This is a genomic window from Pseudomonas turukhanskensis, assembly GCF_027922365.1.
GTDB classification, from domain to species: domain Bacteria; phylum Pseudomonadota; class Gammaproteobacteria; order Pseudomonadales; family Pseudomonadaceae; genus Aquipseudomonas; species Aquipseudomonas turukhanskensis.
The window spans coordinates 438,254-458,870 of sequence record NZ_BSFN01000003.1; the positions used below are offsets into that span (position 1 = coordinate 438,254).

At 60.2% G+C, this 20,617-nt stretch carries 16 protein-coding genes; 14 read left to right on the top strand and 2 right to left on the bottom strand.

The features are described from left to right. The first annotated feature begins 22 nt into the window (after positions 1-22). The 4 genes from PKE98_RS08350 (at position 23) to PKE98_RS08365 (ending at position 4,146) form a co-directional block, all read left to right on the top strand. On the top strand, positions 23-469 hold the full coding sequence (locus tag PKE98_RS08350) for a nuclear transport factor 2 family protein (protein WP_271194801.1): 447 nt from the start codon (positions 23-25) through the stop codon (positions 467-469). A gap of 252 nt (positions 470-721) precedes the next feature. Then, the gene (locus tag PKE98_RS08355) at positions 722-2,089 is read left to right on the top strand and encodes a chromosome partitioning protein ParA (RefSeq protein ID WP_271194802.1); all 1,368 of its coding nucleotides are present in this window, start codon (positions 722-724) and stop codon (positions 2,087-2,089) included. A 3-nt stretch (positions 2,090-2,092) separates the two neighbouring features. Further along, positions 2,093-3,028, top strand: a complete 936-nt coding sequence (locus tag PKE98_RS08360; RefSeq protein WP_271194803.1) for a 1-aminocyclopropane-1-carboxylate deaminase/D-cysteine desulfhydrase — start codon at positions 2,093-2,095, stop codon at positions 3,026-3,028. A gap of 8 nt (positions 3,029-3,036) precedes the next feature. Next, a complete protein-coding gene (locus PKE98_RS08365) occupies positions 3,037-4,146 on the top strand; it encodes a cyclic nucleotide-binding domain-containing protein (protein WP_271194804.1) in 1,110 nt (369 codons plus the stop codon). An 83-nt stretch (positions 4,147-4,229) separates the two neighbouring features. On the opposite strand, the gene PKE98_RS08370 is transcribed toward PKE98_RS08365, so the two are convergent. Beyond that, entirely contained in the window at positions 4,230-5,174 is a 945-nt protein-coding gene (locus tag PKE98_RS08370; protein WP_271194805.1) for a DUF1853 family protein, read from the bottom strand. A 141-nt stretch (positions 5,175-5,315) separates the two neighbouring features. On the opposite strand from PKE98_RS08370, the gene PKE98_RS08375 reads away from it, so the two are divergent. The 10 genes from PKE98_RS08375 to PKE98_RS08420 all read left to right on the top strand — a co-directional run bounded on the left by PKE98_RS08375 (position 5,316) and on the right by PKE98_RS08420 (position 19,714). After that, entirely contained in the window at positions 5,316-6,206 is an 891-nt protein-coding gene (locus PKE98_RS08375) for an NAD(+) kinase (RefSeq protein WP_271194806.1), read from the top strand. Then, on the top strand, positions 6,206-7,183 hold the full coding sequence (locus PKE98_RS08380; RefSeq protein ID WP_271194807.1) for a metallophosphoesterase: 978 nt from the start codon (positions 6,206-6,208) through the stop codon (positions 7,181-7,183). Before PKE98_RS08375 ends, PKE98_RS08380 begins: the two co-directional genes overlap by 1 nt. A 7-nt stretch (positions 7,184-7,190) precedes the next feature. Beyond that, the gene (locus PKE98_RS08385; RefSeq protein ID WP_271194870.1) at positions 7,191-8,054 is read left to right on the top strand and encodes a rhomboid family intramembrane serine protease; all 864 of its coding nucleotides are present in this window, start codon (positions 7,191-7,193) and stop codon (positions 8,052-8,054) included. Positions 8,055-8,081: 27 nt separating this feature from the next. Continuing rightward, a complete protein-coding gene (locus tag PKE98_RS08390) occupies positions 8,082-8,342 on the top strand; it encodes a YeaC family protein (protein WP_271194808.1) in 261 nt (86 codons plus the stop codon). After that, positions 8,339-9,166 carry a DUF2797 domain-containing protein gene (locus tag PKE98_RS08395; protein ID WP_271194809.1) on the top strand — a complete coding sequence of 276 codons (828 nt, stop codon included), beginning with the start codon at positions 8,339-8,341 and terminating at the stop codon, positions 9,164-9,166. Before PKE98_RS08390 ends, PKE98_RS08395 begins: the two co-directional genes overlap by 4 nt. 18 nt (positions 9,167-9,184) lie before the next feature. Then, positions 9,185-11,842 carry an aminopeptidase N gene (gene pepN, locus PKE98_RS08400; protein WP_271194810.1) on the top strand — a complete coding sequence of 886 codons (2,658 nt, stop codon included), beginning with the start codon at positions 9,185-9,187 and terminating at the stop codon, positions 11,840-11,842. 536 nt (positions 11,843-12,378) lie between these two features. Next, the gene (locus PKE98_RS08405) at positions 12,379-14,418 is read left to right on the top strand and encodes a DUF1302 domain-containing protein (protein WP_271194811.1); all 2,040 of its coding nucleotides are present in this window, start codon (positions 12,379-12,381) and stop codon (positions 14,416-14,418) included. A 65-nt stretch (positions 14,419-14,483) separates the two neighbouring features. Then, a complete protein-coding gene (locus PKE98_RS08410) occupies positions 14,484-15,854 on the top strand; it encodes a DUF1329 domain-containing protein (RefSeq protein ID WP_271194812.1) in 1,371 nt (456 codons plus the stop codon). Positions 15,855-16,218: 364 nt separating this feature from the next. Continuing rightward, the gene (locus tag PKE98_RS08415) at positions 16,219-17,313 is read left to right on the top strand and encodes a WD40/YVTN/BNR-like repeat-containing protein (RefSeq protein ID WP_373877824.1); all 1,095 of its coding nucleotides are present in this window, start codon (positions 16,219-16,221) and stop codon (positions 17,311-17,313) included. A 16-nt stretch (positions 17,314-17,329) separates the two neighbouring features. Further along, complete coding sequence (locus PKE98_RS08420; RefSeq protein WP_271194813.1) at positions 17,330-19,714, top strand: efflux RND transporter permease subunit; 2,385 nt, start codon at positions 17,330-17,332, stop codon at positions 19,712-19,714. Positions 19,715-19,840: 126 nt separating this feature from the next. On the opposite strand, the gene PKE98_RS08425 is transcribed toward PKE98_RS08420, so the two are convergent. Further along, positions 19,841-20,563: an MBL fold metallo-hydrolase gene (locus PKE98_RS08425; protein ID WP_271194814.1), complete on the bottom strand. Its 723-nt coding sequence runs from the start codon at positions 20,561-20,563 to the stop codon at positions 19,841-19,843. Between the last annotated feature and the right edge of the window lie 54 nt (positions 20,564-20,617).

A 20,617-nucleotide genomic window follows, 5' to 3' on the forward strand; every position in this document is an offset into this window, starting at 1 on the left:
AAACAACAACAAAGGAGTTGCCATGTCCACTTCCGCCCCCGGTTCCAATTTGAGTTCCAACCCCGCCGTCACCGCCACCCTCGATCAGTGGCATTCGATGATCACCAGCAAAAGCCTCAAGGCGCTCCCCGAGCTGCTCGACGCCAAGGTGGTGTTCCGTTCGCCCATGGCCTACAAGCCGTATGAAGGCGCGCAGATGGTCAACGTGATTTTGAATACCGTGATTCAGGTGTTCGAAAACTTTGAATACCACCGCCAACTGGTCAGCGCCGATGGCCAGAGCGTGGTGTTGGAGTTCAGCGCCACGGTGGGTGATCGCCAGCTCAAGGGCATCGACATGGTGCAGTTCAATGCCGAGGGCAAGATTGTCGATTTCGAAGTGATGATTCGCCCCATGAGCGGCCTGCAGGCCCTTGGCGAGGAGATGGGCAAGCGTTTGGCGCCGTTTTTGGCCAAGGCGCCGGCGTAAAGTCGAAAAGTTCCCGCCTGCCTGCGCAGAAGTTGACCGTTGTACCAATTCCGTCACAGTTTCATCCCAGCGCCCTGTTCCAGGGCGCTGAGCACGGGTGACTGCCAACCCAGTCACATTGCCGGCTAGCCTTTTTACCCTAGACTTGAGCCAAATGTAGGAATACGCCTACTTTCTGGCTGTGCGCGCCTAAAAAGTTGAGCGCTATGGGTCGGTGCGAAAGTCGCCGTGGTTAGGCTTAGGGGTCCGTTGATGAGCATGCAGATCAAGCCGCAAATGGTTGAGGCCGTGGTGTTTTTCAGTGAACGCGGCATCTGCAAGGAAATGCTGTATCCCGAATTCGAGGCTTTGCTCGACGGCGTGGTGAATATGCCGGAGTTCAAAGACCAGCAAATGCGCGTGGCCTACGTGCTGATCAACCCACGCCTGCTGGTGCGCGCGGCGGTGTTCTTCTACCTGGAATTCGACGAGCGCGGCTCGCCCGACAGCGGCTGGAATATTCCCCTGCGCCACCTGGCCGAACGTTCCGGCCGTGGCCCGGACCTGGGCGCCGGCCCCATTCGCCTGGCCTGCCGTAGCCAATGCCCGGTGTCCTGGCACCAGATGCACCTGTGGGACCCAAGCCTGGTGCCGGGTCAGAACGATCTGGTGCTGCTGCGCGATACCGTCAAACGCAACCAACTCGGCCTGCTGGTGGAAGACGACGCCGTCCAGAGCCTGGCGCCGGAGCGTCTGCAACTGGCGCCGGAAGACCAATGGCATGCGCCCGATCCTGCCAAGGAAGCCGCCGAGCAACTGGCCGAAAAAATCGAGCAGGAACACCGAGTCAAAACGGCCCAGTTGATCAAGCAGCAACGTTTGCGCATCAGCAGCCAGACCCAGCAGTACGAAGAAGAAGTGGCCAAGTTGAAAATGGCCAGCGCCGAAGAATCGCAGAAGATGCTCGCGCAAATTCAGACCCTGCACCAAGCCTTGCGCCAGCAGGAGGAATTGAACGTCAGCCTCAAGGGGCAGCTGGCCGCCCAGGCCGACACCTTTCAGAAAAACCGCGAAGAAATGACCGAGCAGCTACGCGCCATCGAACGTCATGGCCGCGCCGAGACCGACATTCTGCGGGCCCAGTTCGACAGCGAATTGCAGGCGCGTATTTCTTCGGCGGTGGTGGAGTACAAAGAGCAGATCGCCATCCGCGATGTGGAGCTGGCCTACCGCAACGAACTGGATACCCAGCTGGAAGAGGAAGTGGAGCGCCTGAAGAAAGAGCGCGACGCCTTTGCCAGCCAGGGTGGCGAGCAGATTCTCGAGCGCTTGTCCAAACTCGGCGTGGTGTTTGTGGTGTACCACCCAGGCGCCGGGCACCTGACCATTCCGCTGCAGGACATTGCCCGTTACCAGGACAACCCCATGGCCTACGCGGCGGCCAAGTGTTTTGTCGCCGAGCCGCAGTACCGCCAATGGCTGGCCCATTACGAAAAGCCCAGCTGCGATGCCAGCCTGCCCAACGGCGACCGTTGTGGTATTCCGCTGGACCGCATCGACACGCCGAGCCGCTTTGTCATCGGCGACTCCAACTGCTGTGCTCGGCACAAAGCCGTTTCGCGCCTGCGTACCGTCAGCTGAATTTTGCCGGTCACCCTCCCGCACTGGACACCCCAGGCGCCGTTACAGCGCCTGAGGTTTCCCTGGCTGACAGAGGCCGGGGTTGAGCTGGCGGTGCTGCGCCTGGACCAGATCGATCCTCTGATCAGCGGAAACAAATGGTTCAAGTTGCGCCATCATCTGGAAGCCGCGCAGATTCAAGCTAGTGAAGGTGTCATCAGCCTGGGCGGTGCCCATTCCAATCACTTGCACGCCCTGGCCGCCGCCGGCCAGCGCTTCGGCTTTGCCACCGTCGGCCTGCTGCGTGGCCAAGCGCACGACACACCCACCACCCGTGATCTCGAAGCCTGGGGCATGCGGCTGCATTGGCTCGGTTATGGCGGTTATCGCCTGCGTCATCAGGCCGATTTCTGGCAGCCGTGGCTGGCGCGTTATCCCGGCTTCTATCCTGTGCCTGAAGGCGGCGGAGGGCTAAGCGGCGCGCTGGGTTGTGTGGAGCTGCGCGCCATGGCCGAAGCGCAACTGCCCAGCATCGGCTGGGACGACTTCGATGCCTGGTGGCTGGCCGTTGGCACCGGCACCACGCTGGCCGGGCTGGTGTTGGCCGAAGCGGGGCGGCGCCAGGTGTTCGGTGCCTGTGCCGTGCCGCCCGACCATGGTGTGGAGCAAAACCTGCAACAGCTATTCAGCCAAGCCGGACAAACCGATCAGGGGTATCAGTTGCTGGAGGCGAGCCGTGGTGGCTTTGCTAAGGTCGATACAACGCTAACAGCGTTTGTAGGCCAGGCTGAGCAGGACGGCGAGTTGCCGCTGGAAGCGATTTATACCGGCAAGGCGTTAATGGCGTTGCGCCTATACGTGGCGGCCGGTAACGTGGCCCGCGGCACGCGCTTGCTCTTCGTCCACACGGGCGGCTTGCAAGGGCGACGGGCCACTCATCCGCATCTGGCTGGAGTCTGACCCTTTTCATGAGTGACCCACTAAGCCTTGAGCAGCTGCGCAGCCTGACGCCGCTCAACGTGTTATCCGAGCAGCAATGGCGTGAACTGCGTGGCCAGCTGGTGCCGCAGCCGATGCTGGCCGGGCAGTTGCTGTTCCGCCCTGGTGATCAGGCGCGCGTCACCTATTACCTGTTGGCCGGCGAGCTGCTACTGACCTCTGCTGACGGCCAGCAACAACGCTTGCAGGCCGGCAGCGAAGCCAGTTGCCATCCGCTGTCACCCAGCCTGCCGCGCCTGCAGGAAGCCCGCGCCCTTACCGATATCAGCCTGTTGGTGCTCGACAGCGCCACCCTGACCCGTTTGCTCACCTGGCGCCTGGCGTATCAGGACTTGCTGCTGGAACTGGGCCAGCGCGGCGGCGATGTGGAGTGGCTGGAGCGCCTGCTGGAAAACCCGCTGTTTGCCAAGGTGCCATCGCCCAATGTGCGGGCCATGCTCGACCGCTTGCAGCGCCTGGAATTGAAAGCCGGCACCACGGTGCTGAGGGAAGGCGAGGCGGGTGATTGCTGCTATTTCCTCAACAGTGGCCGTGCCGAAGTCATTCGCAGCGAAGGCAGCGAACGTCAGGTATTGGCCGAGCTGGAGGAGGGCGCCTGTTTCGGCGAGGAGGCCCTGTTATCCGACCAGCCGCGCAATGCCACGGTGACGCTGCTCGAAGACGGCGTGGTGCTGCGGCTGGACCGGCACGACTTTTTCGCCCTGCTCAAGGCACCGGTCGTGGATGAGGTGTCGTTTGGCGAAGCGGCGCGGCTGCTGTCTGGCGGCGCGCAATGGCTGGACGTGCGCTTGCAGGATGAATACGAACGCGCCCATGCCCTGCAATCGCTGAACATGCCGCTGCAACTGCTGCGGCTCAAGGCACGCTTGCTGGATAAAACGCGCACCTATCTGTGCTACTGCGACAGCGGCAATCGCAGCAATAGCGCGGTGTTTCTGTTATCGCAATTGGGCTACAACGCTTATGCCTTGCGCGATGGCGTGAACGGTTTGCCGGCGGTGCTGCGTGACGGGTTGTTGTGTGAGAGTGGGTCGGGGTATCTGGCGCGCTCGGGTGGTAGGACCGAGCGCAGTCGCTAAGTCTGCGTATCGGTGCGCGGAGCACACCCTACAAGAGCAAGCGCGGTCCGCCCTTGTAGGGTGTGCTCCGCGCACCAAGCGATCTAACGGCCAGCGTTCCACTGCGGCCACGCATCGGCCACCAAAAACACCCGCTCTGCCTCTTGCCACGCACCTTCCCTATCTTGCTCAAACCGCACCAACAACTGCGCCTGTGCATCGGGCTCCAGCTCGCTTAGCCACTGTTCGAATTGCGCCGCCGACCACAGCGTTTCTTGCTGTTGCCGCGCCGGCGCCAACCAGGTTTGCCGGGGAATAGGCTGCCAACGCTCACCGCCCTTGTGAAACGCTGGCCAATCCTTGCGATGCATCCAGCGCCCGCGCAAATGCTCACCGAGCGCCCCCGCAGGCGGCTGACTCAACCCCGGCCACGGATAAAACAGATACCCCGCCAACCACAGCTGCGGCTGCACCTGCTCGATGCCCAGCTCCATCAATGCGGCCTGCGCCTCGGGCCGCGCGGAAAGGGGAAGCTGGTGGTTGAGCAGGTGATCGAGCTTGCGTGCCAGGCGGTCCTGGCTGCCGGGCCCCAGCCATTGCCCCGCGTCCGTGCCATCGCCGTGTTGCGGGCCGAGGTAGAGCTTGATCGCCAGTTCCTGGTGGTGAACCCCGCATTCGTCTCGCAGCAGCAAGTCCAACTCACCGAGGGTATGCCCGCCCTGGCGGATCGCCAGGTTGGCGGCCAGCAGTTCCACACCAGGGGCCGCCTTCAGGGTGAACTGCCACAGGCGTTCGTAATACAGGCCCAGGCGACGAATGCTGTGCTGCGCCAGCCAACTGTTCAGCGGCGCAGGGTTGCGGTCCAGTTGCAGTAGCCAGTCGGCCATCTGCTGCGGCGCGGCCACCCAGGCGCTGGCGGTGAGGGGATGACGCTGCGGGCACTGGGCAGGGTCCAGCAGCGGTGGCGACAGCAGCACCCAGGCCAGGTCGCGCACGGCGCTCTGGTGCAGGTGCTGGGGCAGGGCGGTAAGGGTGGGAAAAAGCGTCATTGTGCGAGCATAGCGGGTCAGTCGGGCAATGTGCGCCTTGGTTTGCTTGCCACCCTTGGCCCATAATTGAGCCGTTTCCCGAATTGGCCTGTCTGGATAAAGGGCAATTTTCAATTTCTGCCAGCGTCTCCCAGGAGCCTCATGGAGCAATTTCGCAATATCGGCATCATTGGCCGCTTGGGCAGTTCTCAGGTGTTGGACACCATCCGCCGCCTGAAAAAACTGCTTATCGAGCGCCAGTTGCACGTGATCCTCGAGGACACCATTGCCGAGGTTTTGCCGGGCCACGGCCTGCAAACCTCGTCGCGCAAAAGCCTGGGCGAGGCGTGCGACCTGGTGATTGTGGTTGGCGGCGACGGCAGCATGCTCGGCGCGGCGCGTGCCCTCGCGCAGTTCAATGTGCCGGTGCTGGGCATTAACCGCGGCAGCCTGGGATTTCTCACCGACATCCGCCCCGACGAGCTGGAAACCAAAGTGGCCGAAGTGCTCGACGGCCAGTTTCTAGTGGAAAACCGCTTTCTGCTGCAAGCCGAAGTGCGCCACCACGGCGAGGTGATTGGCCAGGGCGACGCGCTGAATGACGTGGTGCTGCACCCCGGCAAGTCGACGCGCATGATCGAGTTCGAGCTGCATATCGACGGCCAGTTCGTCTGCAGCCAGAAGGCCGACGGCCTGATCGTGGCCACGCCAACTGGCTCCACCGCGTACGCCTTGTCTGCCGGCGGGCCGATCATGCACCCCAAGCTGGATGCCATTGTGGTGGTGCCGATGTACCCGCACACCTTGTCCAGCCGGCCAATTGTGGTGGATGGCAACAGCGAGCTGAAAATCGTCGCCTCCAAAGACATGCAGATTTATCCGCAGGTGTCGTGCGACGGGCAAAACCATTTCACCTGCGCGCCGGGCGATACCCTGATCGTCAGCAAGAAGCCGCAGAAGCTGCGCCTGATTCACCCGCTGGACCATAACTACTACGAAGTCTGCCGCACCAAGCTCGGCTGGGGCAGCCGTCTGGGCAGTGGTCACGACTGATGGAACTCGACCCGGCGCGCGGTTACGACCTGATTGGCGATGTGCACGGCTGTGCGCACACCCTGGCGCGCCTGCTCGATGGCCTTGGTTATCAGCGCCACGGCGGCGTCTGGCGTCACTCGCGGCGCATGGCGATCTTTCTCGGCGATATCGTCGACCGCGGGCCGCGCATTCGTGAGGCGCTGCATATCGTGCATGACATGGTCGAGGCCGGGCAGGCGCTGTGCATCATGGGTAACCACGAGTTCGATGCCCTCGGCTGGAGCACCCCGGCACCGCCGGGCAGTGGCCGTCAGTTCGTGCGCGAACACACGCCGCGCAATGCCCGCCTGATTACCCAGAGCCTGGCCCAGTTCGATGCCTACCCCGCAGAATGGCGCGAGTTTCAGCGCTGGTTCTACGAGCTGCCGCTGTTTATCGACGCCGGGCATTTTCGCGTGGTGCATGCGTGCTGGGACGCCGGCCTGATCGATTCGCTGCGTACTCAGCACCCCGATGGCCGCGTCGATGAAGCCTTTGTGCAGGCGGCAGCGGTGTCCGGCAGTTTCGCCAGCCGGGTGTTCAGCCGCCTGCTGCGCGGCACCGATATGCGCCTGCCGGACGGCCTGACCCTGACCAGCGACGACGGCTACACCCGCGCCTTCTTCCGCACCAAGTTCTGGGAAGAAGACCCGCAAACCTACGGCGATATCGTGTTCCAGCCCGATGCCTTGCCCGAAGCCGTGGCGCGCACGCCGCTGACGCCGCGGGAGAAAACTGAACTGCTGCGCTACGGCCCGAAAGAGCCGCCGCTGTTTGTCGGCCACTACTGGCGCAAAGGCCGCCCGGCGCCGATTCGGCCGAACCTGGCGTGCCTGGATTACAGCGCCGTGCTCTACGGCAAACTGGTGGCTTATCGCATGGACCAGGAAAGCCGCATCGACCCAAATAAATTTGCCTGGGTGGACGTTGAGCGCCCGGAGCTGCCCATTGAGTAGTGTTGAGATGAACCCCGTTGAAGTGTTGCGGTTGCCGTTAAGTGTCAATCTGGCCGGCTTTGTTGAGCTGTTGCAGCGGATGCAGGTGCCGCACCGGGTGAGCGAGGAGTCTGGCGAGCAGGTGTTGTGGGTGCCCGGCGAGCAGCTGGCGGCGGATATTCGTGGGTTGTACGAGAAGTACCCCGATGGCGACCCCGAGCAGCAACTGCAGCTGCCGCCCGTTACGCAACCCAAGGCCGCCGGTTTCGTGCAGCAACTGCGCGAGAGCCCGCTAACGGCTGCCGTGTTGCTGCTGACCTTTATTGCCGCGGGCATCACGCTGCTGGGCGACAACTTCGACACCATCCGCTGGCTGAGCTGGATGGACTTTCATGTTCAAGGTGAATACGCCCGGTTCGTGCCCTGGCCCGACACCCTGGCCGCCGGCCAATACTGGCGGCTGATCACGCCCATCTTTATTCACTTCGGCATTTTGCACCTGGCCATGAACAGCATGTGGTACTGGGAGCTGGGCCGGCGTATCGAGTTCTATCAGGGCAAATGGCTGCTGCTGGGGCTGACCGTGCTGTTTGGCCTGGTGTCCAACGCCGCGCAGTTCTGGTGGGCCGGGCCGTCGATTTTCGGCGGGCTGTCGGGCGTGCTCTACGGCTTGCTGGGTCATTGCTGGATTTATCAACTGCTGGCACCCAATCGCGCGTACCAACTGCCCAAGGGCGTGGTGGTGATGATGCTGATCTGGTGGGTGATCTGCATGAGCGGCGTTACCGAACTGGCGGGTGCCGCGATTGCCAATGGCGCGCACACCGGCGGCCTGGTAATGGGTTGCCTCACCGGTCTGGTGGGCGGTGCACTGGCGCGCCGTCGCCGTTAAACTGCGACTTTGTTTTTGGAGGCGTCTATGTCGTCCTTTGTTGAAATGATCGAAAACATCACCCCGGAAATCTACGAAAGCCTGAAGCTGGCGGTAGAGATCGGCAAATGGTCGGACGGCCGCAAGCTGACGCAGGAACAGAAAGAACTGAGTCTGCAGGCCGTCATCGCCTGGGAAGTGCAGAACCTGCCCGAAGACCAGCGCACCGGCTATATGGAATTGCAGGAGTGCAGCTCCAAGTCCAAGCCCGTGCCTAATATTCTGTTCAAGTCGGACGCTATCCATTGAGTGAATTGGGTCGCGGTGCCTTGAGCAAAATGGCCGCCCGCCTGGGCGCGCCGGTGCAGTACGCGTTTCGGCTGGGCGATGAGGAAGTGCCGGTCAATCCACTGATCGGGCAAACCGTAAAGCTCGAATACCTGGGTGCCATTCATTGCAGCCACTGCGGGCGCAAAACCAAAACCAGTTTCAGCCAGGGTTATTGCTACCCGTGCATGACCAAGCTGGCCCAGTGCGACACCTGCATGATGAGCCCCGAGCGTTGCCATCACGAGGCCGGCACCTGCCGCGAGCCGGAGTGGGCGGCGCAGTTCTGCATGACCGACCATATCGTTTACTTGGCCAATTCTTCCGGGGTGAAAGTCGGCATTACCCGCGCCAGCCAGGTGCCCACCCGCTGGCTCGACCAGGGCGCCAGCCAGGCGCTGCCGATCATGCGCGTCAGCACCCGCCAGCAGTCCGGTTTCGTTGAGGATGTGTTGCGCAGCCAGGTGGCGGATAAAACCAACTGGCGCGCCCTGCTCAAAAGCCATGCGGCGCCGGTAGACCTTGCTGCGGTGCGCGACGAACTGTTTGCTACTTGTGCCGATGGCCTGCTGGGGTTGCAGCAGCGTTTCGGCTTGCAGGCAATTCAGCCGATCAGCGACGTCGAGCCGATTGAAATTACTTATCCGATCGATGCCTACCCGGCCAAGATCACCAGCTTTAATCTGGATAAAGACCCGGTAGCCGAAGGCACCTTGCTGGGCATCAAGGGCCAGTACCTGATGTTCGACACCGGGGTTATCAATATTCGCAAATACACGGCCTACCAATTGGCCGTGCATTCCTGAACGTGAAGGGAACCCGTGATGCGCACCGAGCAACCGAAGATGATTTACCTGAAGGACTATCAGGCGCCGGATTACCTGATTGACGAAACCCATCTGACATTCGAATTGTTCGAGGACCACACCCTGGTTCACGCGCAACTGGTGATGCGCCGCAACCCGGCCCGTGGCGCCGGCTTGCCGCCCCTGGTGCTCGATGGCCAGGAGTTGGAATTGCTATCGCTGAGCCTGGACGGCAAAACGCTGGAGGAGGGCGACTATCAACTCAGCGACAGCCACCTGAGCCTGCAACCGGCTGGCGACAGCTTTGTGATCGACAGCAGCGTGCGCATCCACCCGGAAAGCAACACCGCGCTGGAAGGCTTGTACAAGTCCGGCAGCATGTTCTGCACCCAGTGCGAGGCCGAGGGTTTCCGCAAGATTACCTACTACCTCGACCGTCCGGACGTGATGAGCAAGTTCACCACCACCGTGAGCGCCGAGCAGCACAAGTACCCGGTGCTCCTGTCCAACGGCAACCCGATTGCCAGCGGGCCGGAAGATGGCGGTCGTCACTGGGCGACCTGGGAAGACCCCTTCATGAAACCGGCCTACCTGTTTGCCCTGGTAGCCGGCGATTTGTGGGCCATCGAAGACACCTTCGAGACCATGAGCCAACGCGAAGTGGCGCTGCGTATTTATGTCGAGCCGGAAAATATCGACAAATGCCAGCACGCCATGGACAGCCTGAAAAAATCCATGCGCTGGGATGAAGAGGTGTACGGCCGCGAATACGATCTGGATATTTTCATGATCGTGGCCGTCAACGACTTCAACATGGGCGCCATGGAAAACAAGGGCCTGAATATCTTCAACTCCAGCTGCGTGCTGGCCAAGGCCGACACCGCCACCGACGCTGCGCACCAGCGCGTTGAAGGCGTGGTGGCCCACGAGTACTTCCATAACTGGTCGGGCAACCGCGTCACCTGCCGCGACTGGTTCCAGCTGTCGCTCAAGGAAGGCTTTACCGTGTATCGCGACGCCGAGTTCTCGGCCGACATGAACTCGCGCACGGTCAAACGTATTGAAGACGTGGCCTACCTGCGTACCCATCAGTTCGCCGAAGACGCCGGCCCCATGGCCCACGCCGTGCGCCCAGACAGCTTTATCGAGATTTCCAACTTCTACACCCTGACCGTGTACGAAAAGGGTTCGGAAGTGGTGCGCATGCTCCACACCCTGCTGGGCAACGAAGGCTTCCGCAAAGGCAGCGACCTGTACTTCGAACGCCATGACGGCCAGGCCGTGACCTGCGACGACTTTATCAAGGCCATGGAAGACGCCAACGGCGCCGACTTCACTCAGTTCAAGCGCTGGTACAGCCAGGCCGGCACGCCGCGTTTGCAGGTGAGCGAGGCGTATGACGCCGCCGCCAAGACCTACACCCTGACATTCCGCCAGAGCTGCCCGCCAACACCGGGGCAGACCGAGAAGCTGCCATTTGTGATTCCGGTAGAGCTGGGCTTGCTCGGCGCACAGGGCCAGGCTTTGACCCTGAAGCTGGCAGGTGAGGGTGCTGCACGCGGTGAGTCCACCGTGATTGCTGTCACCGAAGCCGAGCAGAGCTTCACGTTCGTGGATGTTGCCGAGCAGCCGCTGCCGTCTTTGCTGCGCGGCCTGTCGGCGCCGGTAAAACTGAGTTTCCCGTACAACCGCGATCAGTTGATGTTCCTGATGCAGCACGACGCCGACGGCTTCAACCGTTGGGAAGCCGGCCAGCAATTGTCGGTACAGGTGCTGCAAGAGGTGATTGGTCAGCACCAGAGCGGCGCTGCGCTGGCGCTTGATCAGCGCCTGGTGACGGCGTTCGAAACCTTGCTCACTGATGACAGCCTGGACCAGGCGATGGTGGCCGAAATGCTGTCGCTGCCAAGCGAGGCCTACCTCACCGAAATCAGCGAAGTGGCTGACGTTGACGCCATCCATACCGCTCGTGAATTCGCCCGCAACGAACTTGCCACTGCGCTGTATGCGCCACTGTGGAGGCGCTATCAGCAGAACCGCGAGGTGTCTCGTAACAGTGAATACGTGGCCCAGGCCGAGCATTTTGCCCGCCGCAGCCTGCAGAACATCGCACTCTCATACTTAATGCTGACTGGCAAACCGGAAGTACTGGCCGCGTGCCTTGAGCAGTACGACGCGTGCGACAACATGACCGAGCGCCTGACCGCGCTGGCCGTTCTGGTCAATTCCGGGTTCGAAGCGGAGAAGGCCAAAGCGCTGGCGGCGTTCGCCGAGCACTTCAAAGACAATCCTTTGGTTATGGATCAGTGGTTCAGCGTGCAAGCGGCGAGCGCTCTACCAGGCGGTCTGGGACGGGTTAAAGCGCTGATGGAACACCCGGCCTTCACCCTGAAAAACCCTAATAAGGTACGGGCGCTGATTGGCGCGTTTGCCGGCCAGAACCTCGTCAATTTCCATAGCGCCGATGGGTCCGGTTATCGCTTCCTGGCAGACCTGGTTATCACCCTTAATGGCTTCAACCCGCAGATCGCCTCGCGGCAACTGGCGCCCTTAACCCGCTGGCGAAAGTACGATGCCAGTCGTCAGGCGCTGATGAAGGCCGAGCTAGAGCGGATTCTCGCCTCCGGGGAGCTTTCTTCCGACGTTTATGAAGTGGTCAGCAAAAGCCTTGCCTAAGGTGTGATACCTCCTTCGCACCTCCTCCTGAAAGTGTTACTGGCATTCTGCCGGTAACACTTTTTTGTTACTTGTCGAAATAACCCGCCCACTTTTTATTAGAAAACCCTTAATAGGTTGGGGCTTGGCCCTTGACTGTTTTCTGATTGTGCGGCCAGGAAAAAACAGCAAAAAGTTCCCGAGTGACTATGCGCGCCATCTCGTAGGACAAATCATGCAAATGTTTCCTGAATGATGGGTGAGTTGATCAATGAATGATCAGTCACGTTTAGCCCGGCAAACCATAAAACGTTGGCGCCATTAATTTGGATTGAAACGCTTGTTTGGCACCATGGTTGCATTGCTCGTTAGTAATTGGCCCCGCAATGGTGCATGCAAAGCCCGGGGGTGCGTGCTAGACGCGTTGGAAGCCAGCTTTCAATCAACTAAGAAGACCGCCTGCTTTTAACTTGAGTCAGCGGCAGTACTGAACCACTGAGCTTCCTCACCAGAGGAGGCCAATAAGAATAACGATCTGTCCACGGAGTAAAGTCTCGATGGAATTCAAGTCCCGTAGTCCTATGTTGCGTTTTGCGCCTTCCAAAGCAGGTTTCGCTTTGGCCGGTCTCCTGCCGCTGATGGTGGCTGTACAAGCCCAGGCGGTGGAATTCAGCTTTGCCGACAATGAAGTCAGTGGCTCCATCGATACCACCGTGTCCTACGGTCAACTCTGGCGCGTACAGGGCCAGGACAAGAACAACAACGACATCAACACCAACGACGGTAACCGTAATTTCGATACCGGTCTGGTCTCCGAGGTGTACAAGATCACTTCCGACCTGGAAGCGACTTACAAGAACTACGGTCTGTTTGTACGCGGCACCGCTTTCTATGACACCCAGATCATGGACAAGCGCAACGACTACAACGACAACAACAACCCAGCTCAGCCGAGCCAGAGCTTCCCGAACAACTCGAGCTTCACCTCTGAGACTCGCCACAAGGCTGGCCGCGACGCACAGATTCTCGACGCCTACATCTATGGCAACTGGGACGTGGCCGACAAGCCAGTCACCGCTCGCCTGGGTAACCAGGTGTTCAACTGGGGCGAAGGCCTGTTCTACCGTGGTGGCGTAAACACCACCAACCCGGTTGATGCTGCCAAATTCCGCCTGCCTGGTTCCGAGCTGAAAGAGGTACTGGTGCCGGTTGAAGCGCTGAGCTTCAACGTTGGCCTCTCCGACAACCTGTCGATGGAAACCTTCTACCAGTTCAACTGGAAAGAATCGGCCATTGACCCGGTTGGCACGTACTTCTCCGAAACCGACCTGTTTGCTGATGGCGGCAACACGGCTTACTCCAATCAGCCTGCTCTGGCTGGTGTTTCGCAGTTGTACAGCGCGTTGAGCGCTGCCGGTGTGGGTGGTCTGGTTGGCGGTCGTGAAATCAGCTCCGACGGCACCATCAAAGTGGCTAAGGTCGGTGGCGATATCAATGCCAAGAACGACGGCCAGTTCGGTGTTGCGTTCCGCTATATCGCCGAAGAGTTGAACTCAACCGAGTTCGGCGCCTACTTCGTCAACTACCACGCCAAAGAGCCGACCATCGCTGCTGACCTCGGCAGATACGCTGGCGTAAACAGCGCTGCTATCGCTGGTCAGGTTCAGGGTGCGATTACTCCGCAAGTTCAGGCTGCTGTAGCCGCCGCTGCTGGTGTTTCGGTGGGTGTCTTGCAAGCTGTAATCGCCAACCCGGCGTTGAACCCAGCGCTGGCTACGGCTTACGCCAACGCATTGACCAACTCCGTGCGCAACGCCACCGGCGGTGTTATTACCGCTGACGTCGCGAACCAGGTTGAAGCCCACCGCGAATACTCTGAAGACATCCGTATGTATGGCTTCAGCTTCAACACCACTGTTGGCGATGCCTCGGTATTCGGTGAAGTTGCTTACCGCCCGAACCTGCCAATCGGCATCGCGACCACCAACGACCTGCTCGGCGACTTGCTGCTGCAGGCGCCGGCGCTGGCGACCCCTGGCACCTCCGTCAACATCGGCGGCCAGAACGTGCAGTTGGGTGACACTATCCATAACGTTGAGCGCGTAGAAGCCTTCAACACCTCGTTGGGTACCATCTACAACTTCGGCCCGGTCGCATCCTTCGACTCCCTGTTCGGCGTCGCTGAACTGGCGTCCGAGCACCTGCGTGGCAGCGATCTGAAGTACACCGACTTCAATGGCGTCACCCGTTACTACTCCGGCCGTGGCAACACGTCGTACATCAGCGGCGGCGACCGTGACGACCAGGTCAACAAGAACGCCTACGGCTACACCCTGGTGCTCTCGGGTACCTGGAACGACGTATACGCCGGCGTGAACGTTTCCCCGTACGTGGTCTACAAAGACGACTTCGAAGGTAACTCCTACCAGACCGGTAGCTTCATCGAGGGTCGCAAGGCTTACACCTTGGGTGTGAAAGCCACCTACCTGAACAGCCTGGAAGGCGAACTGGCGTACACCGAGTTCTACGGTGCCGGCCAGAACAACTCCAGCCGTGACCGCGACAACATCGGCGTTAACGTCAAGTACTCGTTCTAACACCCTCTATATAAGAAGCCGGGCGCCTACGGGCGCTCGGACATGATTGACCACGGAGAATCAAGATGCTGAAAAAGCACACGCTGATTAGTGCCGCTATCGCCCTGGCGTTTACCGCCGGTAGCGCGCTGGCCGCTGTTTCGCCAACCGAAGCCGCCAAGCTGGGCACCACGCTGACGCCGTTCGGCGCCGAGAAGGCCGGCAACGCTGCTGGCACCATCCCGGCCTGGACTGGCGGTATCACCAAGGCACCGGCCGAGTACAAAACACCAGGCCAGCACCACGTTGATCCGTTCGCCGGCGACAAGCCGCTGTTTACCATCACCAAAGCCAACATGGACCAGTACAAGGCCAACCTGACCCCTGGTCAGATCGCCATGTTCAACGCCTACCCGACTGACTACCAGTTGCCGGTGTACCAAAGCCGTCGCTCCGGCTCCGCGCCGCAGTGGGTTTACGACAACACCGTGAAGAACGCCACCACCGCCAAACTGCTGGACGGCGGCAACGGTTTTGCTGACGCATTCGGCGGCATCCCGTTCCCGATTCCACAAAATGGCGTTGAAGCGGTCTGGAACCACATTGCTCGCTACCGCGGTACGTACATTGTGCGTCGCGCCTCGGAAGTGGCTGTACAGCGCAATGGCGACTTCACCCTGGTGACCTCGCAGCAGGAAGCGCTGTTCCGTTTCTACGATCCGAAAAGCAACTACTCGGATCTGAACAACATCCTGTTCTACTACCTGTCCTTCACCAAGAGCCCAGCCCGTCTGGCCGGTGGTGCAGTGCTGGTACACGAGACCCTGGACCAGGTTAAGGAGCCGCGTCAGGCCTGGGGCTACAACGCCGGTCAGCGTCGCGTACGTCGCGCACCGAACCTGGCGTACGACACCCCGATCGCTGCCGCTGACGGCCTGCGTACCGCAGACGACACCGACATGTTCAACGGCTCGCCAGATCGTTATGACTGGAAGCTGGTGGGCAAGAAAGAAGTCTACATTCCGTACAACAACTACAAAGTCAGCGCGCCGGACGTGAAATACGCCGACCTGCTGAAAGTGGGCCACCTGAACCCGGCCTACACCCGTTACGAGCTGCACCGCGTATGGGTTGTAGAAGGCACGCTGAAAGCGGGCGCTCGTCACATCTACTCCAAGCGCGTTCTGTTCCTGGACGAAGACAGCTGGCAAGCCGCTGAAGTCGACCAGTACGACGGCCGTGGTGAACTGTGGCGCGTATCGTTGGCTTACTTGAAAAACTTCTACGAGCTGCCGACCACCTGGTCTGCACTGGACGTGTTCCACGACCTGCAAGCCCGTCGCTACCACGTACAGAACCTGGACAACGAAGAGCCGACTACCATCGACTTCAGCCAGCCGATTCCAGACGACGGCTACTTCAAGCCAGCCGCTCTGCGTCGTCGCGGTACTCGTTGATTGGTGGAGGAGCTTGGCTGTCGTAGAAGGGACCTTGGTCGCGAACCCTGGAAACGGAATTTGCGACCGAAGTTTGCAGTGTTCGCTAGCAAGGTAGCTCCTACGGTCCTTAAACAAGCTCGTTGACCATAGGCAACACAACGCCAGTTGTGTAGTGTTCGGCAAAGGCCGCTACAGTCGTAGCGGCTTTTGTGCATCAGGGGGATTTATCTCGGTGCATCAGAGGTGTCTATTACGCGTCAATCACGCGGGTTTGCCTTAACAAAACATAACGTCCCGTTGATTGTCAGACCTTTCGAAAGCTGGATAGGATAGGCGGCCTTATGAAAGGCTGCTGTCCCATAACAATAAAGGGGAAAGGTGTATGAGTGAGCCCGTCATGCGGCGCACCCAGTCTGGTGATGCCAAGCAGTTGCGCACATCAGCGTTCCGCTTCCACTCGCCGCTGGCTAACGTGCTTTCGCTGTGTAGTGTGTTGTCTGTTCTGAGTTTTGTTGCGCCGCTTTCGGTGCAAGCGGCGACCGACGCTTCGGCCACCGTTTACTCGATCCCATCCGCCAAGGCTGCAGATGCTCTGTTGCTCGATATCGACAACGCCGGCAAACGACTGGTGGCTGTGGGTGATCGTGGCCACATCCTGTATTCCGACGACGAAGGCAAAACCTGGACTCAAGCCAAAGTGCCGAGCCGGATGATGCTGACCGCCGTGGCATTTGGTGATGACAAGCACGGTTGGGCGGTTGGCCACGATGCACTGATCCTTGCGACCACCGACGGTGGTACCACCTGGACCCAACAGTTCAGCGACCAGGAGCGGGAGGAGGGCGCGCCTTTCCTTGATGTCTGGTTCAAAGATGATTCCACTGGTTTTGCCGTAGGCGCCTATGGTGCGTTGTTCGCCACCACTGACGGCGGCAAGACCTGGGACGACGCCAGTGACCGTCTCGACAACCCCGACGGCTACCACCTCAATGCCATCACCGAAGTCAAAGGCTCCGGCCTGTTTGTCGTCGGTGAAATGGGCAGCATGTTCAGAAGCACCGACGGCGGCGAAACCTGGGAAACCCTCCAGGGCCCTTACGAGGGCTCGTTGTTCGGCGTGCTCGGCACCAACGAGCCTGGCACCGTTCTGGCCTACGGCCTGCGTGGCAATCTGTTCCGCTCCACCGACTTCGGTACCACCTGGACACCCATCAAAGTCAAGTCGCCTCGCGGCAAACTCGACTTCGGTCTGTCCGGCGGTGCACTGCTCAAAGATGGCTCTGTGGTCATCGTCGGGCACGGCGGCAGCGTACTTAAAAGCACCGATAACGGCCTGACCTTCAGCCTGATCAACCGTCCCGATCGCCTGTCCTTGTCCAGCGTTGCCGCTGACGACAAAGGTGACCTGGTACTGGTCGGCCAAGGTGGCGTCCATGTCACTTCGCCTACCGGCGAAGACGCTAGCCCAAAACAATAAGCCGTGGCTTTGAGGTATGAGTACGATGAGTAACCATCATCAGGATAAGGGCTCCTTTCTTGAGCGCCTGATCTTCAACAACCGGCCGACAGTGATCCTTATCTGCCTGCTGGTCAGCATCTTCCTGTTCTACCAAGCGTTGCAGGTGCGTCCTTCCACCAGCTTCGAGAAGATGATTCCGCTGCAGCATCCGTTCATTCAGAAGATGCTCGAGCACCGCAACGATCTGGCCAACCTGGGCAACACCGTGCGTATCTCGGTGGAAGCCAAAGACGGCGATATCTTCAGCAAGGAATACATGGAAACCCTGCGTCAGGTGAACGACGAGGTGTTTTACATTCCGGGCGTCGACCGTTCCGGTCTGAAGTCGCTGTGGAGTCCGAGCGTTCGCTGGACCGAAGTGACCGAAGAAGGGTTTGCCGGCGGTGAAGTGATTCCGCAAACCTACGACGGCTCGCCAGACAGCCTCGACGAGCTGCGCAACAACGTGCTCAAGTCGGGCCAGATCGGCCGCCTGGTGGCGAACAACTTCAAGTCCAGCATCGTCGATGTGCCCTTGCTTGAGTCCTACCCGGACCCGCAAGACCAGGGCACCCTGTTGAAGCTCGACTACCGCCAGTTCTCCCATGAGCTGGAAGAGAAGATTCGCGACAAGTACGAAGCGCAAAACCCCAACGTGGAAATCCACATCGTGGGCTTCGCCAAGAAAGTCGGCGACCTGATCGATGGCCTGGTGATGGTGGTGGCGTTCTTCGCCATCGCGTTCCTGATCACCCTGGTGCTGCTGATGTGGTTCACCCGTTGCCTGCGCAGCACCGTGGCGGTGTTGTTCACCACTCTGGTGGCGGTGATCTGGCAACTGGGCCTGATGCACACCGTGGGCTTCGGGCTGGACCCGTACTCGATGCTCGTACCGTTCCTGATTTTTGCCATCGGTATTTCCCACGGCGTACAGAAAATCAACGGTATCGCGCTGCAATCGAGTGAAGCGGACAACTCGCTCACCGCTGCACGCCTGACCTTTCGCCAATTGTTCCTGCCAGGCGCCATCGCGATTCTGGCCGACGCCGTGGGCTTTATCACCCTGCTGATCATCGACATCGGCGTGATCCGCGAGCTGGCCATCGGCGCGTCGATCGGTGTGGGCGTGATCGTGTTCACCAACCTGATTCTGCTGCCGGTTGCCATCTCGTATGTCGGCATCAGCAAGAAGGCCATCGAGCGCAGCAAGAAAGACGCTGTGCGCGAACACCCGTTCTGGCGCCTGCTGTCGAACTTCGCTCACCCGGTGGTTGCACCGATCTCGGTAGTGATTGCCCTGGCCGCTTTTGGTGGAGGTCTGTGGTACGGCCACGGCCTGAAAATCGGTGACCTCGACCAGGGTGCACCGGAGCTGCGTCCAGACTCGCGCTACAACCAGGACAACGCCTTCATCATCAACAACTACTCGACCAGCTCCGACGTGTTGGTGGTGATGGTCAAGAGCAAGGCCGAAGGCTGCTCCATCTATGAAACCATGCAGCCAATCGACGAGCTGATGTGGACCATGAGCAACACCGAGGGCGTGCAATCGGCCATCTCGCTGGTCACTGTGTCCAAGCAGATGATCAAGGGCATGAACGAGGGCAACCTGAAATGGGAAACCCTGTCGCGCAACAAAGACGTGCTGAACAACTCCATCGCCCGTGCTGACGGCCTGTTCAACAACGATTGCTCGCTGGCCCCGGTATTGGTGTTCCTCAACGATCACAAAGCCGAAACCCTGGATCGCGCGGTCAACGCCGTGAAAGCCTTCGCCAAGGATCACGACACCGAGAACCTGCAATTCCTGCTGGCCGCAGGTAACGCCGGTATCGAAGCGGCTACCAACGAAGTGATCAAGGAAACCGAGCTGACGATCCTGATCCTGGTGTACATCTGCGTAGCCACCATGTGCATGATCACGTTCCGCTCCGTGGCGGCGACCCTGTGCATCGTGCTGCCGCTGATCCTCACGTCGGTGCTGGGTAACGCGCTGATGACCTTCCTGGGCATCGGTGTGAAGGTGGCGACGCTGCCGGTGATTGCGTTGGGCGTAGGTATCGGGGTCGACTACGGCATCTATATCTACAGCCGTCTGGAAAGCTTCCTGCGCGCCGGCATGCCGCTGCAAGAGGCCTACTACCAGACCCTGAAATCCACCGGTAAAGCGGTACTGTTCACCGGTCTGTGCCTGGCCATCGGCGTGTGCACCTGGATCTTCTCGGCCATCAAGTTCCAGGCTGACATGGGTCTGATGCTGACCTTTATGCTGCTGTGGAACATGTTCGGTGCCCTGTGGCTGTTGCCAGCGCTGGCACGCTTCCTGATCAAGCCTGAGAAGTTGGCAGGCAAGAAAGGCGGCTCGCTGCTGGCTCACTAAGCAGCAAGCGCAACAAAAAAAACCGCAGCTCAGGCTGCGGTTTTTTGTTTTTGTAGGGTGTGCTCCGCGCACCTGGCGATCTCCCGGCAATCGCAACGGTGCGCGGAGCACACCCTACAAGAGCGGTCAGTGGCTGTTCATCCAGTCGTCGATCATGCCGCGCAACCGCTCCCCGGAAAAACTCTCGAAATGCCCGCCATGCACCGTGCGCACCGGCAGCCGGCGCAGCCGTTCCAGGCTGGCGGCGTAGTGCTCGATGTTGGAGTGGTAGGCGTCTTCGATCAGCGGGCCGTCGTAGATGATGTCGCCGCTGAACAGGGTTTGAGTTTTGGCTTCCCACAGGCTGATGCCGCCCGGTGAATGCCCAGGCGTGTGCAGCACCTGCAGCACGCGGTTGCCCAAATCCAGCACGTCGCCGTCTTCGACAAAGCCGGTGGCCGGCGCCGCTTTCACCCGGTACTCGGCGTAACACAGTGGGCAGTCTGGATGGGCTTCGAACATATCGTCGCCGACAAAGGCCGTGCTCAGGGTATTGGCGCCGTCGGGGCGGGCGAGAATGTCCGCTTCGGCCGGGTGCACCAAGCGTTCGCTGAACTCATGGTGACCGGCGATATGGTCAAAGTGGCAATGGCTGGCGACCGCCATCAACGGCTTTTCGGTGAGCCACGGCAATTGCTCGCGCAGGCTCACCAGGCCCGAGCCGCTGTCCAGCAGTACGTCCTTGTCGCGGCCCTGGATATGCCAGAGGTTGCAGCGGTAGAAGGGGCGGATATAGGGCTCGTGGATCAGGCTGATGCCGTCGTAGCAGTGGCGAACCTCGAACCATTTGTCACGGCTGACGATTTTCATTGGGGGCTCTTCTTTTGCGCGGGTGAGTTAGGGTCGCCTGCGTTGTTACATTCA

Bases quoted from the DNA above. Each gene is read 5' to 3' on its own strand.
- PKE98_RS08405 (WP_271194811.1), top strand. From the start codon at position 12,379: ATGGAATTCAAGTCCCGTAGTCCTATGTTGCGTTTTGCGCCTTCCAAA.
- PKE98_RS08350 (WP_271194801.1), top strand. From the start codon at position 23: ATGTCCACTTCCGCCCCCGGTTCCAATTTGAGTTCCAACCCCGCCGTC.
- PKE98_RS08375 (WP_271194806.1), top strand. From the start codon at position 5,316: ATGGAGCAATTTCGCAATATCGGCATCATTGGCCGCTTGGGCAGTTCT.
- PKE98_RS08355 (WP_271194802.1), top strand. From the start codon at position 722: ATGAGCATGCAGATCAAGCCGCAAATGGTTGAGGCCGTGGTGTTTTTC.
- PKE98_RS08370 (WP_271194805.1), bottom strand. From the start codon at position 5,174: ATGACGCTTTTTCCCACCCTTACCGCCCTGCCCCAGCACCTGCACCAG.
- PKE98_RS08425 (WP_271194814.1), bottom strand. From the start codon at position 20,563: ATGAAAATCGTCAGCCGTGACAAATGGTTCGAGGTTCGCCACTGCTAC.
- pepN (WP_271194810.1), top strand. From the start codon at position 9,185: ATGCGCACCGAGCAACCGAAGATGATTTACCTGAAGGACTATCAGGCG.
- PKE98_RS08365 (WP_271194804.1), top strand. From the start codon at position 3,037: ATGAGTGACCCACTAAGCCTTGAGCAGCTGCGCAGCCTGACGCCGCTC.
- PKE98_RS08420 (WP_271194813.1), top strand. From the start codon at position 17,330: ATGAGTACGATGAGTAACCATCATCAGGATAAGGGCTCCTTTCTTGAG.
- PKE98_RS08410 (WP_271194812.1), top strand. From the start codon at position 14,484: ATGCTGAAAAAGCACACGCTGATTAGTGCCGCTATCGCCCTGGCGTTT.
- PKE98_RS08390 (WP_271194808.1), top strand. From the start codon at position 8,082: ATGTCGTCCTTTGTTGAAATGATCGAAAACATCACCCCGGAAATCTAC.
- PKE98_RS08385 (WP_271194870.1), top strand. From the start codon at position 7,191: ATGAACCCCGTTGAAGTGTTGCGGTTGCCGTTAAGTGTCAATCTGGCC.
- PKE98_RS08415 (WP_373877824.1), top strand. From the start codon at position 16,219: ATGAGTGAGCCCGTCATGCGGCGCACCCAGTCTGGTGATGCCAAGCAG.
- PKE98_RS08380 (WP_271194807.1), top strand. From the start codon at position 6,206: ATGGAACTCGACCCGGCGCGCGGTTACGACCTGATTGGCGATGTGCAC.